Annotated in this window: 17 protein-coding genes; 6 read left to right on the plus strand and 11 right to left on the minus strand. The window is 59.9% G+C overall.

All coding sequences use genetic code 11. The features are described from left to right. The 7 genes from IEX27_RS07845 to IEX27_RS07875 form a co-directional block, all read right to left on the minus strand. On the minus strand, positions 1-1,057 hold a 1,057-nt coding region (locus tag IEX27_RS07845; protein ID WP_244630281.1), incomplete at its 3' end, for a GumC family protein. A 23-nt stretch (positions 1,058-1,080) separates the two neighbouring features. Further along, a complete protein-coding gene (locus IEX27_RS07850) occupies positions 1,081-1,848 on the minus strand; it encodes a polysaccharide biosynthesis/export family protein (protein ID WP_188720422.1) in 768 nt (255 codons plus the stop codon). After that, complete coding sequence (locus IEX27_RS07855; RefSeq protein WP_188720424.1) at positions 1,841-2,659, minus strand: tyrosine-protein phosphatase; 819 nt, start codon at positions 2,657-2,659, stop codon at positions 1,841-1,843. Before IEX27_RS07855 ends, IEX27_RS07850 begins: the two co-directional genes overlap by 8 nt. A gap of 172 nt (positions 2,660-2,831) precedes the next feature. Beyond that, positions 2,832-3,362 (minus strand): FecR family protein, encoded by a 531-nt coding sequence (locus IEX27_RS07860; protein WP_188720426.1) that lies wholly within the window; start codon positions 3,360-3,362, stop codon positions 2,832-2,834. A 161-nt stretch (positions 3,363-3,523) separates the two neighbouring features. Further along, entirely contained in the window at positions 3,524-4,879 is a 1,356-nt protein-coding gene (locus IEX27_RS07865; protein ID WP_244630282.1) for a nucleotide sugar dehydrogenase, read from the minus strand. A gap of 213 nt (positions 4,880-5,092) precedes the next feature. Next, positions 5,093-6,205, minus strand: a complete 1,113-nt coding sequence (wecB, locus tag IEX27_RS07870; RefSeq protein WP_188720428.1) for a non-hydrolyzing UDP-N-acetylglucosamine 2-epimerase — start codon at positions 6,203-6,205, stop codon at positions 5,093-5,095. Between the two features lie 144 nt (positions 6,206-6,349). Beyond that, positions 6,350-6,622 (minus strand): hypothetical protein, encoded by a 273-nt coding sequence (locus IEX27_RS07875; protein ID WP_188720430.1) that lies wholly within the window; start codon positions 6,620-6,622, stop codon positions 6,350-6,352. Positions 6,623-6,966: 344 nt separating this feature from the next. Between IEX27_RS07875 and IEX27_RS07880 the strand changes: the two genes are divergently transcribed. After that, positions 6,967-7,128: a hypothetical protein gene (locus IEX27_RS07880; protein ID WP_188720431.1), complete on the plus strand. Its 162-nt coding sequence runs from the start codon at positions 6,967-6,969 to the stop codon at positions 7,126-7,128. A gap of 181 nt (positions 7,129-7,309) precedes the next feature. Here IEX27_RS07880 and IEX27_RS07885 read toward each other — a convergent pair whose 3' ends face one another. Then, on the minus strand, positions 7,310-7,780 hold the full coding sequence (locus IEX27_RS07885; protein ID WP_188720433.1) for a Ros/MucR family transcriptional regulator: 471 nt from the start codon (positions 7,778-7,780) through the stop codon (positions 7,310-7,312). 158 nt (positions 7,781-7,938) lie between these two features. Further along, the gene (locus IEX27_RS07890) at positions 7,939-8,430 is read right to left on the minus strand and encodes a YaiI/YqxD family protein (RefSeq protein WP_188720435.1); all 492 of its coding nucleotides are present in this window, start codon (positions 8,428-8,430) and stop codon (positions 7,939-7,941) included. A gap of 192 nt (positions 8,431-8,622) precedes the next feature. Between IEX27_RS07890 and msrP the strand changes: the two genes are divergently transcribed. Further along, positions 8,623-9,567 (plus strand): protein-methionine-sulfoxide reductase catalytic subunit MsrP, encoded by a 945-nt coding sequence (gene msrP / locus IEX27_RS07895; RefSeq protein ID WP_188720437.1) that lies wholly within the window; start codon positions 8,623-8,625, stop codon positions 9,565-9,567. Continuing rightward, positions 9,567-10,232, plus strand: a complete 666-nt coding sequence (msrQ, locus tag IEX27_RS07900) for a protein-methionine-sulfoxide reductase heme-binding subunit MsrQ (RefSeq protein ID WP_188720439.1) — start codon at positions 9,567-9,569, stop codon at positions 10,230-10,232. The genes msrP and msrQ overlap by 1 nt, the downstream gene beginning before the upstream one ends. 119 nt (positions 10,233-10,351) lie before the next feature. On the opposite strand, the gene IEX27_RS07905 is transcribed toward msrQ, so the two are convergent. Further along, a complete protein-coding gene (locus IEX27_RS07905) occupies positions 10,352-10,957 on the minus strand; it encodes an NADPH-dependent FMN reductase (RefSeq protein ID WP_188720440.1) in 606 nt (201 codons plus the stop codon). A 103-nt stretch (positions 10,958-11,060) separates the two neighbouring features. On the opposite strand from IEX27_RS07905, the gene IEX27_RS07910 reads away from it, so the two are divergent. Then, positions 11,061-11,465 (plus strand): winged helix-turn-helix transcriptional regulator, encoded by a 405-nt coding sequence (locus tag IEX27_RS07910; RefSeq protein WP_188720443.1) that lies wholly within the window; start codon positions 11,061-11,063, stop codon positions 11,463-11,465. 91 nt (positions 11,466-11,556) lie between these two features. Further along, positions 11,557-13,500, plus strand: a complete 1,944-nt coding sequence (locus IEX27_RS07915; protein WP_188720445.1) for a DUF4139 domain-containing protein — start codon at positions 11,557-11,559, stop codon at positions 13,498-13,500. 141 nt (positions 13,501-13,641) lie between these two features. On the opposite strand, the gene IEX27_RS07920 is transcribed toward IEX27_RS07915, so the two are convergent. After that, a complete protein-coding gene (locus IEX27_RS07920; protein WP_188720447.1) occupies positions 13,642-14,652 on the minus strand; it encodes a LacI family DNA-binding transcriptional regulator in 1,011 nt (336 codons plus the stop codon). A 189-nt stretch (positions 14,653-14,841) separates the two neighbouring features. Between IEX27_RS07920 and IEX27_RS07925 the strand changes: the two genes are divergently transcribed. Next, a complete protein-coding gene (locus IEX27_RS07925) occupies positions 14,842-15,897 on the plus strand; it encodes a sugar phosphate isomerase/epimerase family protein (protein ID WP_188720449.1) in 1,056 nt (351 codons plus the stop codon). Positions 15,898-15,901 lie beyond the last annotated feature (4 nt).

The following is a 15,901-nucleotide window of genomic DNA, read 5'->3' on the forward strand; positions in this document are numbered from 1 at the left end:
GCAGCTGCTGCATCTCGGGGAAGCCCGGCTTGAAGGTGGAAAGCTTCTGCTGATACTCCGCCTGCAGCTCGACGATGCTGGCGCGGATCTTCTGCAGCGGCTCGCTGCCGATCACCTGCTCGATGCTGTCGCCGCGTCCGGCCTCGATCTGGCTGACAAGCACGTCGCTGTCGAGGCGGGCCTCGATCGCCTTGGAAAGTGCCGCGTTGAGGGATTCGATGTTGGAGGCAATGAGCGACTTTTCATCGCCGGAGACCGAGATGCCGGATTGGCGGGCGTAGTCCACCAGCGCCTTCTCGGATTCCTGCAGGCGTTCCTTGACCTGGATCACCTGCTCCTGGATGAACTGGCGGGCAAGTTCCGAGGTCTGGCCGGTCTGGTCGACACGCTGGTCGATATAGCTCTTTGCAATCTGGTTGCTGACGTCGCGGGCATATTCCGGCTTCTGGTCGCGGAACGAGATTGCGAGCAGGCTGGTGTTGGGCACCAGATTAACGGACATGCCACCCAGCACGCGCCGGATGGCGAGATTCTCGCGAGCTTCGGGGCTCGGATCGGTCAGTTCCTGGCCGAGGTTCAGGCCGAAGGCGCGGTTCAGGATGTTGACCGGCGAGAAGTTCGGCGCCGGATAGAGGAAGTCAGGCTTGTCGGCAAGGCCCAGTTCATAGACCACGCGCTGCGCCAGCGCCCGGCTCATGATCTTCTCACGCGCCGTCTGGAAGGCGCGGACGTCGGAGGATTCGCTTACCACCTCCAGGTCCTGGAAGACGCGGGCCGATGGCGTCATGATCTCCAGCCGGACCTGCGACTGGTAGACCGGCGTCATCATGAAGGTGACGATCGTGCCGACCACCACCGCACAGGCGAGCAGGAAGGCAATCAGCCAGCGGTACTGGATGAGCAGGAACAGCAGCTTCAGCGGATCAAACAGGCTCTCGCGCTCAGCCTCCGCATAGCCGTAAGGCTGGTAGTTGACCGGATCCACAAGTTGCCGGCTGCCCTCATACTGGGCGAGATATCTGTCGTTTGGCAGCGCGTCGCCGGGTCGATCCAACATTCAAACAGCCTTAAAGCATTCAATCACGGAACAGTGGCAAGCCGGGCGCCGGTCGAAGCGACGCCCAAGACTTCCTTCAGATTCTGCAGTGCGACGCGCGAACTCGACGCGAAGACAACGACCACGTCACCGCCATAGACCGAGGGGCTCGGCCGTGCGCCCCGACGAATGTCGTCCACGTTGTAGTTGGCGACATATTTGGTGTCGCCCACCTGGCGGAAGACATAGACCTTGGCAGGATCCGCAACGGGGCTGAAGCCGCCGGCCAGCGCAATGGCGTCCAGCAGCGACGAGGACGTCGGCAGCGGGAAGACGCCGGCGCGCTTCACCTCGCCGTCAACCGTCACGCGACGGGCAGCCGATTCCTTGACCAGCACCGAAACGCTCGGCGACTGGAGATAATTGCGGCCGTAGGCGGCCTGGATGTCGAGCTGCAGCGCCTGCACCGACTTTCCGGCTGCCGGAACCTGGCCGATCAGCGGCAGATTGATGTTGCCCGCATCATCGACCTGCACGGTGCGCGACAGGTCCGGCACCTGGAAGACCGAAACCTCGATGATGTCCGAGATGGAGACGGGCTGTGCCACGCCATTTGCCGCTGCAGGCGGAGGCGGAAGATCGGCCACGACGCGCAGCGTTGCATCCCCCGCACCCGGCGCAAGGTTCGCCATGCCGGACGACGTGCCGCCTTCCGGCGTCATGACGCTGCTTGTCGAGCAACCCGCCAGAACAGCAAGGACGCACGCCAGGACACCGGCAAACAGAACGTGGGATCTCAATAACTCACGCATTTTTTATCCACCCGACAAAGCGGCCAAGTCGTACCGATTTCGTGCGCGGCTTTCCAGCAACAGAAGCAGCACCCCCACCGTCACGAACAGCGACTTCCACAACCTCGTTCTTCAGAATTTGCGCGGGCTTGCGGATGACCAGCGTGTCGGCAAGCTGCGACCCATAACGTTCGGAGAGAAACTGGCGGGCCTTCGAGAGACCCGGCACGCGTCCATGATCGCCATGCGCATCGCTGGCGAGGATGTCAACCCGGCCCTCATCCAGCATGCGGAGCGCCAGTGTCTGCGCACGCGGACCAAACCCTCCCAGGACGGAGGAAGCGGTGATCTGCATCAGACAGCCAGCGCGGTTGACCCGGTCAATGATAGCGTAGTGCGAAGCTGCCCAGCTAAGGCGCTCCGGATGCGTCAGCACCGGCACGTAGCCTGCCTCGAGCAGGCGATGGACAAGCTTCTCGAAATTGGGGGGAACAACCTCATGCGGTGGTTCCAGCAGGAAGTATCTCGACCCATGCAAGGTCGGCACGACGCCGGCCTTGAGCTTCTCGACAAGATCCGGCGCGACGTGGACGTCAGCCCCCATGACGAGCTTCAGCCCGATTCCTTCTTCCGCCAGAGCCTTTTGGAAATCGTCAATCCGCTTCCTGATTCCCGACGCCTCATTGTTGTAGAGACCCGGCATGATGTGCGGCGTGCAGGCCATGATCCTCACCCCGTCGCGCACCGCAATACGGGCCATGGAGATGGCAGTACGAAGATCCTTGGCACCGTCATCACATCCAGGGAGGATGTGGGAATGTAGATCGATCATGCCTCTGGGACACACAGGTTGCGAAGCGCGCTCAACCTTCCACCCTCTCCCGCTCCGCCTCCTGGAGACAGGCTTACACTTCCGAAATTCCCGTCCAGATACTGGACCAGGCTGGCCTCGAATTGTCGATGCCAGCCTGTGTTATCTGACAAGTTCAGACGTCTTGAAAACCTCACGGACTGGCCGGAGCATCTTCCTTCTGCGTCGCGACCGAGATCACCGCTGAGGTGAGGCCTGTTCCCGCTGCAATACCCATGACAACGGGATTGTTCGGGCTGGCACCAGCAAGAGCCTCATTGCCGGGAGCCCCCGTCGGCGCGGTCTCATTTACCGCCACGCACAGGGACTGGTTCGCAGCCACCAGGTTTGCAGCAGCCTGAGCGCCCAGGCTAACGGAACAACCACCAACGGACAGGGAAGCAGAGCCACCTGCACCCGTTTCAATCTGCGACCCGAGGGAAAGAGGCGTACCAGCAGAAGCCGGGACCCAGCCGTTTGGACCGAGTACGTTTACCGAACCTGAAACAGCTGTGAGCTGCCCGATCACCTGACCCGCAGGCAGACTCGCCAGCGACACGGAGCAACCGCATTCCTGTGCGTAAGCCGCACCTGCGCCGCTGCCAGCAACAAGAAGGAAACCAATGGCCACACGCGCGCCAAGCGCACCTGCGATTTTCGGTACAGACCTGGAATAGATAGTCATCGAGCCCTTGTCCTGATCAGAGATTATCATGTTTCATATACAATCGAGACAGATGGTGCAACCGGTGTTTACTCGCAGCACAACTTGCGAATACAGCGGTTGCAAAAACGTCTCGTTTTAGAACATATAACCAGATTTCAAGGCTTAGCACGAAATATAGTTTACGCCTTAACTATCTTCTCCGAACGATATCCGCGCTTGCCGAATGCATTGCGCGTATCGACGATCAGACGGGCATTCTCATGGAGCGTTCCATAGTCGATATTGTCATGATCGGTCGCCAGAAGAATGGCGTCGTAGGAGCGGATCACCTCCGGCGTCAGCTCAACGGAACGACGTCCCGCCAGCTCAGCGTGCTCACGGGTACGCGGCACTTCTGCAACATAGGGATCATGGTAGTCCGTGTGCGTGCCACGCTTCTCAAGCAGTTCAAGCAGGACGAGCGACGGGCTTTCGCGGATGTCGGATACGTTCTTCTTGTAGGCGAGGCCGACGAGCAGGACCTTCGCGGAACCGAGCGACTTCGACAGCTGCTGGTCGAGCGCACGCTCGAGACCGGAGATCACATAGCGCGGCATGGCCACGTTGATCTCGCCTGCAAGTTCGATGAAGCGGGTCGTCAGGCCATACTCACGCGACTTCCAGGTCAGATAGAACGGGTCAATCGGGATGCAGTGGCCACCGAGGCCCGGACCGGGATAGAATGGCATGTAGCCGAAAGGCTTTGATGCCGCCGCATCGACCACTTCCCAGACGTCGATGCCCATCGCGTCGTAGATGACCTTCAACTCGTTCACCAGCGCGATGTTGACGGCGCGGAAGATGTTTTCCGTGATCTTCACCGCCTCTGCCGTTGCCGGAGATGAGACGACAACCACGCGCTCGATGACCGCGCTATAGAAGGCTTCCGCCAGCGCCGATGCGGCAGGTCCCTCGCCTGCCACGACCTTCGGGATCGTCGTCGTGACAAAACTGGCATTGCCCGGATCTTCGCGCTCCGGCGAGAATGCGAGGAAGAAATCGCGTCCGCTGCGCAGGCCAGTCGCTTCGAGGATCGGCTTCACGACTTCCTCGGTCGTGCCCGGGTAGGTCGTCGATTCAAGAACGATCAGCTGACCTTCGCGCAGGTGCTCGGCGATCATACGCGCAGTCGCCTCAACGTAGCTCAGGTCAGGCTCGCGCTGCTTCGACAGAGGCGTGGGAACGCAGATGATGATCACGTCGCACTTTGCCAGTTCCGAAGCATCGCAGGTGGCGCGGAATTTCTCCTGCGCGACCAATTCGGAAAGACGTTCAGACGGGACGGCTTCGATGTAGGAGGAACCTGCGTTCAACCGCTCGACCTTGGCCGGGTCGATGTCAAAACCGATGGTCTTGAAGCCGGCGCGACCGATCGCGGCTGCGAGTGGCAGGCCCACATAGCCAAGGCCGATGATGCCTCCAATGGCCTGCTGGGTCTCGATTTTCTGGGCCACCATTCCTTGAAGACTGGTCGTTCCCGAATCGATCTGGTTCATATGAGCCCCATTGTTTGAATGTGTGGTTTCAGATGTTTCAATGATCTGAAGCATCCGGTTGGGCAGATGCGTTCAGTCATATTTGATGGAAGCCCCGAGGCTGTTCTGGCCCAGGTCTGCGGCCATTTTGCGATCATGCTTCAATAAGGAGAGGTCATCCTTTAGGACGAACCTCAGCCGCGTCTGAGCCGATGCTTGAAGCCGTTCAGGGGGTTACTTGACGAGCAGGCCTTCCAGAGCTTCGACGATGCGCTCGCCGGTCCGGCCATCCCATTTCTCCGGGATGCTGCCTTTTTTCCAGCTGCCGGCAAAGAGCCGCTCCAGAGCTGGCGCAAGAGCTGCGGGATCCGTCCCCAGAAGCTCGTTGGTGCCAACTGTCACAGTCTCAGGACGCTCGGTGTTGTCGCGGAGCGTCATGCAGGGCACGCCCATCACGGTCGTCTCTTCGGTGATGCCGCCAGAATCCGTGATCACAGCCTTGGCATGGCGTACCAGGTAGTTGAACTCGAGATAGGGCTGCGGATCAACGAAATGGAAGCTGTCGGGCAAGCCGGGCAGTTCCTTCAGCGTCTTGGCCGTGCGCGGATGCACAGGGAACACGATCGGCAGGCCGCGTGCGCCCTCTCCGATGGAATGCAACAGGCCCTCGAACGATGCCACCGCATCCACGTTCGACGGCCGGTGCAGCGTAACCACGAAATAGCCGCCTGCGGTGAGACCCAGTTCATCCCAGAAGGACGGTGCGCGCAGCCGCTCCATGTTGGCGAGCAGCGTGTCGATCATCGTGTTGCCGACGAAGAAGATGCGTTCTTGCTCGACGCCGCTGCGCCGCAGGTTTTCGTTGGCCGTATCGCTGGTCGTGAAGAACCAGTTGGTGATGGAGTCCGTCACCATGCGGTTGATCTCTTCCGGCATGCCCCAGTCGCCTGAGCGAATACCGGCCTCCACATGCGCCACCGGGATTTTCAGCTTCTGGGCGGCAATCGAGCAGGCCATGGTGGACGTGACATCGCCAACCACGAGGCAGAGCTGGCCTGGTGCTTCCAGCAGAAGCTTTTCGTAGCGCACCATGATCGCCGCCGTCTGCTCGGCCTGGGTACCGGAGCCCGCTTCGAGATTGACGTCGGGTGCCGGAATGCCAAGCTGGTCGAAAAACTCGCCCGACATGCGCGCATCGTAGTGCTGGCCCGTGTGCACCAGCCGGTAGCGCAGACGCCCGCCCTCTGCCTTGCGCTTTTCCAGCGCGTGGATGATCGGCGCGATCTTCATGAAGTTCGGCCGCGCACCGGCGATGATGTCGATCAATGGCTCCGGCGTGGTCTTCATACGCTTGTACTCTCCGCGAACTTGCGTTGTTCGCCTCACTTCCAAAGGCTCATCCAATGGAATCGGCGCAGCCCCACCCTTCAGGACGACCTGCACGAAAGTTTCGGCACAATTATGCCGCTGGCGTTGTTTGCCACAGTAAGATCAGGGGCAATTGTTTCGCGTTGCAAGCTCTAAGGGTGGCTGAGCAGGGCGTAGTCGCCCGCGGCTGCTCAGCCAGATCATCGCCAAAGGCAGGAAGACCGTCACCGCGGTATCGAGAAGCGAAGACGGCAATATATCAAGAAAGGCCCTGCCCTTCACCAGATAGTCGTTCACTTCATTCACGAGCTGGATAGCAAGGACCGCTCCAAACGCTATCCAGGGCGAGCGTAGGATGAGCAGCCCCAGCACGTAGATCAGGAATCCGATGATCACGTGCAGCAGCGGTTCCCATACACCAGTGTGAGAGACGATGGCTGCCTTGATATCGTAGATTTCCTGAATGGGTCTATCTCGCCCGCAAAGGACGTCCTCTTGTTCGAAACGCTGCTGTGATTCGATACACGGTAGCAGAAGAATGCCACGCCCTTCCCTAGCGACGTGCGTATATTAAACGGAAGCGCGCGGCAACAAAGAGGCATACGTCAGGAGCATCGGCTCTGCTGGGGCGGCGCGCAATTCAGCAGCCTGGAGCGCTTCCTGGGCCGATCGGAGTTAAGGACGGAACCCTCTTCCGCAACAGGCATTCCCCACGGGAAGACCTTGCGTGGAGAGCAAAGATGATTGCGGATTACCTGTGGCTACTCACCCTGGTAGGTGGAGCTGTTCTTCTGGGGCTCTTGATGGTGCTTGGCATATCCCGCCAGCGCAGACTGAGCCGATCAGAAAAGGCTGCACAGGATGCCAAGGTGCGGCAGATGTACGACAGACAGGAGCCCTGAGGCGCCTGAGTATCTTCAGAATCGCATCCACCCAGCGTCGGCGGTCAGTTAGCTGACCAAGACGGGCATGGGTCCGCCCTGGTTCGCAGCGGACAGAGCGGTCGTTCCGTCAGTGACGTTCGACCTCTCCATCCATGGTTTCGTGCCGCCGCCAGATGTTCCCATCTGGCGGTGCAATGCCTTAGCTGGCAGACTTTTTTGGGCGGCCGCGACGGGCCGGCGCCGGTGCAGCCTCGTCCTGCGCAGCTGAGGCAGCAGGCTTGCGGCCAAGGCCCATCTGCTTGGCAAGATCCGAGCGCGACTGAGCGTAAGCAGGCGCAACCATCGGATAGTCTGCAGGAAGGTTCCACTTCTTGCGATACTCTTCCGGCGTCATGCCATGGCTGGTCAGGTGGCGCTTCAGCGACTTGAACTTCTTACCGTCTTCAAGGCAGATGATGTAGTCGTTGAAGACCGAGCGCTTTGGATTTACTGCCGGCTTCTGCGGTTCAACCTGTTCTGCAACTTCTGCTGTGCCCACATTGCTCAGCGAGTTGTGAACCAGACTGATCAGACCAGACAGCTCGGACAGGGGAACGGGATTGTTGGCAACATAAGCAGAAACAATATCTGCCGTTAGAACCACTATGTCGTCGTTGGTATTATTGGTCATGTATTACTCCGGGGCCCAATCACGGCATTGCAATTAGTCCAGCTTGACGCCGATTGCAAATGTGTAAAGTAGCAAATCATCTAATAGTTAAACAGATCTGTGAAATACTGCCCTCCAAAAGGGCTCCAAACACCTCGTTGAGATAATCTGTCGCATCTTCAGGGCTGAAAACCATCCCTTTTCAACCGAACCACAGCAAGATCAAGTGCTGATAGAAACGCAGACCTGTCCTTCTGCGAAAATGGAGCCGGTCCGCCTGTGATTTCTCCGGCAGAACGCAGGCTATCCATGAGGTTGCGAGTCGCCAACGTATTGCCGATATTACTTTGGGTATGGGTCTTTCCATTTGGTGCAATAGCGACTGCACCGGCAGCAATGGCGCGACTGGCCAGTGGAATATCTGCCGTAATCACAATACTTCCGGGCCTGGAATGTTCAGCTATCCAATCATCCGCAACATCGAGACCACTCGGCACGATGACCCGTTCGACCAGATCATTGTCCCTCGGGATGGCAATATAGCTGTTGGCAACGATCACGACCCTAATGCCGTAGCGTTCAGCAACGCGATAGATCTCTGGCTTTACCGGACAGGCGTCGGCATCGACGTAGATGACGATGGTTGGATTGATGTTGTTTTCTTCTGTCATGCCGCTTCTATTGCAAAGAGAGACTGGGGAATCCATTCCAAAATCGCGAAGGAGCACTCTCATTTATGGGGAGCGTCACTCAAATTTGATGCCCGGTGAATGTCAAAACGTGCAAACTAACAGAAAAGCCGGCCTGCGGAGAGCAACCGGGGCCACAATGCTCTGTGCAGCCGGGCACAGCGGAGATGCACCATGAGTCGAGACGTACCGCAAATCCCCTATTCCGAAGTAACGCCGAAGCATCTCTATCTGAGCCGACGTGAATTCATTGCCGGTGCAGGTGCTGCCGCCGTAGCATCTGGCATTCTGGGAGAGGCCTACGCGGCAGCGCTTCAGGCCAAGCCCAGCCAGTATCGCGTCGACGAGAAGCTGACGCCGAAGGATGCGGTGACGACCTACAACAATTTTTATGAGTTCGGCACGGAAAAGGGCGCGCCAGGCCTTGCTTCGCGGGACTTCAAGCCCCTGCCCTGGACAGTCAAGATCGACGGGCTGGTGGACAAGCCGCGCGAGTTCGACATGAGCGAGCTTATCGAGAAGATGCCGCTCGAAGAGCGCATCTACCGCATGCGCTGCGTGGAAGCCTGGTCGATGGTCATTCCATGGATCGGGTTCCCGCTGTCGGCGCTCCTCCAGCAGGTGGAGCCGCTCGGCTCAGCGAAATATGTCGCCTTCACCAGTGTTCTGCGACCGGAAGAGATGCCCGGCCAGCGCGGCATCTTCCAGGTGCTCGACTGGCCCTATGTGGAAGGCCTCCGGCTGGATGAGGCCATGCATCCGCTGACGATTCTCTCGGTCGGGCTCTATGGCGAGACGCTGCCCAACGCAAATGGTGCGCCGATCCGCCTTGTTGTGCCGTGGAAATACGGGTTCAAGGGCATCAAGTCGATCACCCGCATCAGCTTCATGGAAGAGCAGCCTCCGACCAGCTGGAACCTCATGGCGCCTGACGAGTACGGGTTCTATGCCAACGTCAATCCGGAAGTGGATCACCCGCGCTGGAGCCAGGCAACCGAACGTCGGATTGGCGAGGACAGTTTCTTTGGCTCGGGACGCCGCGACACCCTGATGTTCAATGGCTATGGCGAGCAGGTAGCATCGCTCTATTCCGGCATGAACCTGCACAGATTCTATTGATGCTTGATCGCACAGCACCTGCCGCCCGCACCGTTCGCAAGCCGGACCTGTGGAACCGCGTACCTGTCTGGCTTGTCTATGTGGTTGCCTTCATTCCGGCCATCTGGGGCTTTTACCAGGGCGCTACGGGCAGGCTTGGCGCTGACCCGGTCAAAACGTTCGAACACCTGCTCGGCATCTGGGCGCTCCGCTTCCTGATCCTGACGCTGATGGTCACGCCAATCCGCGACCTCACCGGCGTCAGCCTGCTCAGGTATCGGCGTGCACTCGGGCTGATGGCCTTCTACTACGGTCTCATGCACTTCAGCGCCTACATGATCCTGGATCAGGCACTGAATCTTCAAACCGTGGTGGAAGACATTGCCAAGCGACCGTTCATCACGATCGGCATGGCGGCACTCGTCCTGATGATCCCGCTGGCCCTTACGTCCAACCGGTGGTCGATCCGCAAGCTCGGTGCAAACTGGAACCGGCTGCACAAGCTCATCTATGTGATCGCGGCCGCTGGGGCGCTGCACTTCATCATCGGCGTGAAAGGCTGGCCCGCCGAGCCCGTGATCTATGCGGGGATCGTCGCCGTTCTGCTTGGCTGGAGAGCTGTGCGCAAGCCGTTCATCCGGCGCAGGAGATCTGCGCCGGCGAAGGCAGCTTCGGCGTCCCGATAAGAATAAGGGCGTCCCGTAAGACGCCCGCTCCTGGACGCTAGATCCAGATCCTGGGAGGATTGAACCGGCTCGAGGGAGGTCGTCCGGTTCAGAAACTGTGGTTCTTCTGGAGAAGAAGCTTACGCTGCTTCCTGTTTGCGGGCATCTGCCTCACGAGCCGTCTTGAGCGCATAGGCCCACCAGGAAAGCTCGTTCAGCATCGTATCGGCGGACTGGCCGAGATGCGGGAGATCCTCGAAGGTCTTTCCCTGCTGCCAGACGGCCATGAAATCAGCCCCACCGATATGAACGCCGCTGCGGGTCGGCGCCATCTGCAGTTCGACGTTGATCAGACGAAGCTGCTCGACGGCACGGGCACCACCAACGCCGCCGTAGCCGACATAAGCTGCAGGCTTGCGGTTGAATTCGTTGTAGGCATAGTCGAGCGCATTCTTCAGGACGCCGGAAGGCGAACGGTTGTACTCGGCCGTAACGAAGATGAAGCCATCGAGGCTATCGATCTTGGCAGCCCACTTCTGCGCGACTTCACTGGTCGGCGTAGCCCATGCCGGCGATGCGACTTCATCGAAGAACGGCATCGGATAATCGCGCAGGTCGACGAGCTCGAACTCCATGTCGCCGCGCTTCTGTGCGATTTCGTAGATCCAGCGCGCCGGCTTTTCACCAAAGCGGTTTTCGCGCGTCGTGGAAATGATTATACCTATCTTTGGCTTTGCTGTAGTCATGGTACTCCCCTTCGGAAATGTGGTAACTTTTGGTTACCTGCACTATATGAGTTAGTGGGGGAGTTTCGGCAAGAGCGTACATTTTCGTAACCGAGTTACTTCGATGAAACCTGACACAAATGGGCACCTGCCTTCGGATTGCCGCGCGATCAGCGAGATCCTGTCGCGCATCGGCGACAAATGGTCTGTGCTCATCGTCATGCGGCTGACGGATGGCCCTCTGCGCTTCAGCAAGCTCAGGGAAACGATTGGCGGCATATCGCACAAGATGCTGAGCACCACGCTGCGCGGTCTTGAGCGCGACGGCCTTGTGACGCGCACCGTGTACCCCACGATCCCGCCACAGGTGGAATACAGCCTCACCCAGCTTGGGCACGAGCTCCGCGAGCCGGTCAACGCGCTTGGCGAATGGGCGCTCCGCAACCAGGGCAAGATCCACGAAGCACGCCTGCGCTATGACGCAAGCGCGATAGACGCTGCCAAGAGGAACCTGCCAAAGACCGCCTGAGGGCGAACATGTGCATAGCGGGTGGTGGCTCACCCGCCGTCATTGCCTCTGACGCCCCCATGCGATTAGATGGGATTTTGTGGGAGGCGTGATGAAAATTTCCACCCTTTTCGCCAGGGCGTTTCTCGTCTCGGCAGCGGTTCCTGCCGTGGCGCTCGCGCAGGACAGCAACGGTCGCATCAAGACGATCACTCTGTCATCCGGCGGTCTCGCTGAGATCAGCCGTCAGGTTCAGGTGCGCGATGACGGCCGGATCACGGTGGACGTTCCTACCGATCAGGTGAACGACATCCTGAAAAGCCTCGTGGTGCGCGATGGAGCCGGCGCGATCAAGAACATGTCGCTCGCGGGCGCAGGCGGCATCAGCGAAACCTTCCGCAAGCTGCCCTTCTCACGCGAGGACTTTGCGTCCCTGCCGCGCCTGCTGTCATCACTTCAGGGTGCTGAGGTTGAGGCCAGCAGCAGCGGCAAGACTCTTTCCGGCCGGGTGCTGGGCGTACAGGAACGTGCGGCTGAAAACGGCGAAGTGGAACATGTGCTCTCGCTCCTCGGGGTCGACGGCATCAGTACCCTGGTGCTGGGCGGCGATACGAACATCCGCTTCCTCGATGAGACGATCGATCGGAAGCTCAAGGATGCGGCGGCGAAAGCCGGACGCAGCATGGCCGAAGGCTCGCGAAGCATTTCGGTCGCCATCGATGGTCAGGGCGAGCGCAACGTATCGCTCACCTATGTCGTCCCGGCTCCGGTCTGGAAGACTTCCTACCGCCTTGTGACGTCTGCCGATGGAACGGCCCGGCTGCAAGCCTGGGCGATCCTTGAGAACGCTACGGGTGAAGACTGGGACGACGTGAAGATCACGCTCACCTCCGGAAATCCTTCCACACTCCGGCAAGAGCTCTATGAGCCGCTGTGGCGGCAGCGTGAGGAGATCAATGTCGCCGTCACGCAGCAGCCGAAGTTCAGAGCCGATAGCGGCGCGATGGCCGCGCGGGCCGCGCCTGCGCCGCAGCAGAGCTTTGGCGGCCGCGCCCTTTTGGAAGCGGCACCCGAATTCGACATGGCGGGCATCGCCGAGGCAGCTGCCGTCACCGAGGGCGATATCGCCTCGACCTTCGAACTGCCCGGCCTGCATGACCTTGCGGATGGCGAAACCATCTCGATCCCTATCCTCGACACCAAGGTGCCAGCAGTCCAGCTTTCCACCTATCGCATGGAGGATGGCACCGAGCATCCGGTGGCGGCGATCGAGCTCAAGAACGAGACCGGCGTCAGCCTGCCCGGCGGAATCCTGACCGTCTATGACGAGCGGCAGGGTTATGCGGGAGATTCCGCGCTGACCGCCTTCCCGTCCGGTGAAAGCCGCTTCGCCCGCTTTGCGACGGACAGCAAGGTGCGCATCCAATATGATATGCAGCCGTCGCGCAGTGTGGTCGAAGTGAAGGTGGCCGATGGCGTGTTGAGTGCCACGGTCAAGCAGGTGGAAAAGACCGCCTACAGGATTGCTGGAGCGAGCGACGCGTCACGAACCATCCTGATCGAGCATTTCCGCAGGCCCGGATGGACATTCACCTCGGACAAGCTCGACACGGAGACGCAGAGCCACTACCGGCTGAAGGCGCAGGTTCCAGCAGGCGAAACCGTCACGGTCGAAGCGACGCAAGAGCGGGTGAATGCCGAACGCTATGCGCTGATCGATGCCAATCCGGAGTTGCTCATCGACTGGGCTTCTTCGGCCTCACCCGATACGCGCAAGAAGCTCGAAGAGCTGGCGGACGCCCGCCGCGAGCAGGAGGAAGCGAGGCGCGAACTCGACCGCATCACCAGCGCAATCGAGGAGATCACCGAGGAGCAGGCTCGCATCCGCGAGAACATCGGCGCGGTGCCGGATGGCAGCGATCTGCAGAAGCGTTATCTCCGCATGATGCAGCAGAGCGAGGACCAGGTGGCCGACCTCAGGGCAAGCCGGAGACGGGCGCAGGAGAAGGCTGACATCAAGGACGAGGACGTGCGCGGCATCATCCGCACGTTTTAGAGCGGTTCCAGGAAAAGTGGGAACCGGTTTTCCGTCCGGAACCGCGAGAAAGCAAAGACCTAGAGCAGTTCAGAGTTTCTGTGAAAGTCTGAACTGCTCTAGCACTATGGCAGGAGGTTCCGCCCACTGTTCGGGCGGGGCCTATCCCAGCCTTGCCGCGCTTTGACGCTTGATCAGTTCAACTTCAAGCACATGCGGCTGGCAGATCGCCTCGCCCTCTCCCTTCATCAGCGACAGAAGGCATGTTGCCGCCGTCTCGCCGATGCGCGTGCGCGGCTGGGCGATGGTCGTGAGCGCCGGAACGAAATGAGCTGAGATATCAATATTGTCGAAGCCGACTACGGAAACGTCATCCGGGACGCGGACGCCACGATGGTGAAGCTCGCCGATGAAGCCGCAGGCCATGGCATCGCTGGAGCAGAACATGGCAGTCGGACGGTCGTCCATGCAGAGCCAGCGGCGGGCAGCTTCTGCCCCTGAGGCAAGCGAAAAGTCGCCCTCCAGGAACCAGTCCGGCCGGAGCGTAAGCCCATGCTTCGCCAGCGCCCTGCGGGTTCCTTCGGCGCGGGTGATGGTCAGAACGTTGTCCGGCGGTCCCATTACATGACCGATTCTTTGATGACCGAGCTCGACCAGATGATCGATGGCCAGCCCTGCCCCATAGACATTGTCGATGACCACCTTCGGCCGCGTGTCGTTTTCCAGCCATTCACAGGCAAAGACAATCGGCGGGTGATGGCGCTCCGGCGCACCTGCCGAAAGCACATCCTCCGGCAAGTTGGCGTCCAGCACGATCAAGCCGTCAGCGCGGTTGTTGTGCAGATAATCGCGGATGTGCTCGCCCTGCCGGGTATCGGCAATCAGCACATTATACCCCGATGGCGCCATGGCCGAGGTGATGCCGGAGAGGATTGCCGAGAAAAACGGATTGGCCAGGTTCGGCACCAGCACGACGATGCCGCCGGTCTGCTGGCGGCGCAGGTTCCGCGCTGCGTGGTTGACACGATAGCCCGTCGCCTCGACGGCCTTCAGCACGATCGCACGCGTATCCTCGGAAACCAGATCCGGCGTTGAAAGCGCGCGGCTCACGGTCGCTGTTGATACGCCTGCTGCCTCTGCCACATCCCTGATGCGTGGGTAGTTCCTGTTCATGGCTTGCGCGGTATCCGCTCCTCAGCCGAATCGGATGCCATCGGCTGTTCAATAAACTCAGGGTCGGTCTTGTAATCCATTACATTCCGTGTTTTCATCTTATGCAATCGATTACATCGCTGCATCGCAACATTTTTTGTGGGCGCTGCGACAATCGATGAGCGTGGAGGCGCTCCCTGGAGGAACAGCATGAAGACAATCAAGGGCCCGGCCCTTTTCCTCGCGCAATTCGCGAGTGATGAAGCTCCGTTCAACTCGTGGGATTCCATCACGAAGTGGGCGGGTGACTGCGGCTATATCGGCGTGCAGGTCCCCAGCTGGGATGCGCGTCTGATCGATCTGGACAAGGCAGCCAGCTCGAGGGATTACTGCGACGAGTTCGCGGGCAAGGCCAAGGAGAACGGCGTTGTCGTTACCGAGCTTTCGACGCACCTTCAGGGCCAGCTAGTCGCCACCCACCCAGCCTATGACGTGGCCTATGACGGCTTCACGGTTCCCGAAATGCGAGGCAACCCCAAGGCGCGGCAGGAATGGGCCGTCGATCAGGTGAAGAAGGCGCTGTCAGCCTCGAAGAACCTCGGGCTCAATGCCATGGTGTCCTTCTCCGGCGCGCTTGCCTGGCCCTATGTTTATCCGTGGCCGCAGCGACCCGCCGGTCTCATCGAGACAGCATTCGACGAGCTTGCCCGCCGCTGGAAGCCCATCCTCAACCATGCGGAGGATTGCGGCGTCGACGTCTGCTACGAAATCCATCCGGGTGAGGATCTCTTCGACGGCACGACCTTCGAGATGTTCCTGGAGCGCGTCGGCAACCACAAGCGCGCGAACATGCTCTACGATCCGTCGCACTTCGTATTGCAGTGCCTCGACTACCTCGATCACATCGACATCTATGCCGACCGCATCCGCATGTTCCATGTGAAGGATGCCGAGTTCAACCCGACCGGACGTCAGGGCGTCTATTCCGGCTATGCACCGTGGGTGAACCGCGCTGGCCGTTTCCGGTCGCCGGGTGACGGTCAGGTGGATTTCGGCGCCGTGTTCTCCAAGCTGACCGCCAATAACTTCGACGGCTGGGCCGTGGTCGAATGGGAATGCTGCCTAAAGCATCCGGAAGACGGCGCACGTGAGGGCGCGGAGTTCGTGAAGCATCACATCATCCGCGTCACCGAGAAGGCGTTCGACGACTTTGCCGACGCCGGCACCGATGAGGCGGCGAACCGGCGCATGCTTGGACTGGAGTAAGCTG

This window comes from Nitratireductor aestuarii (assembly GCF_014641695.1).
Taxonomy (GTDB): Bacteria; Pseudomonadota; Alphaproteobacteria; order Rhizobiales; family Rhizobiaceae; genus Chelativorans; species Chelativorans aestuarii.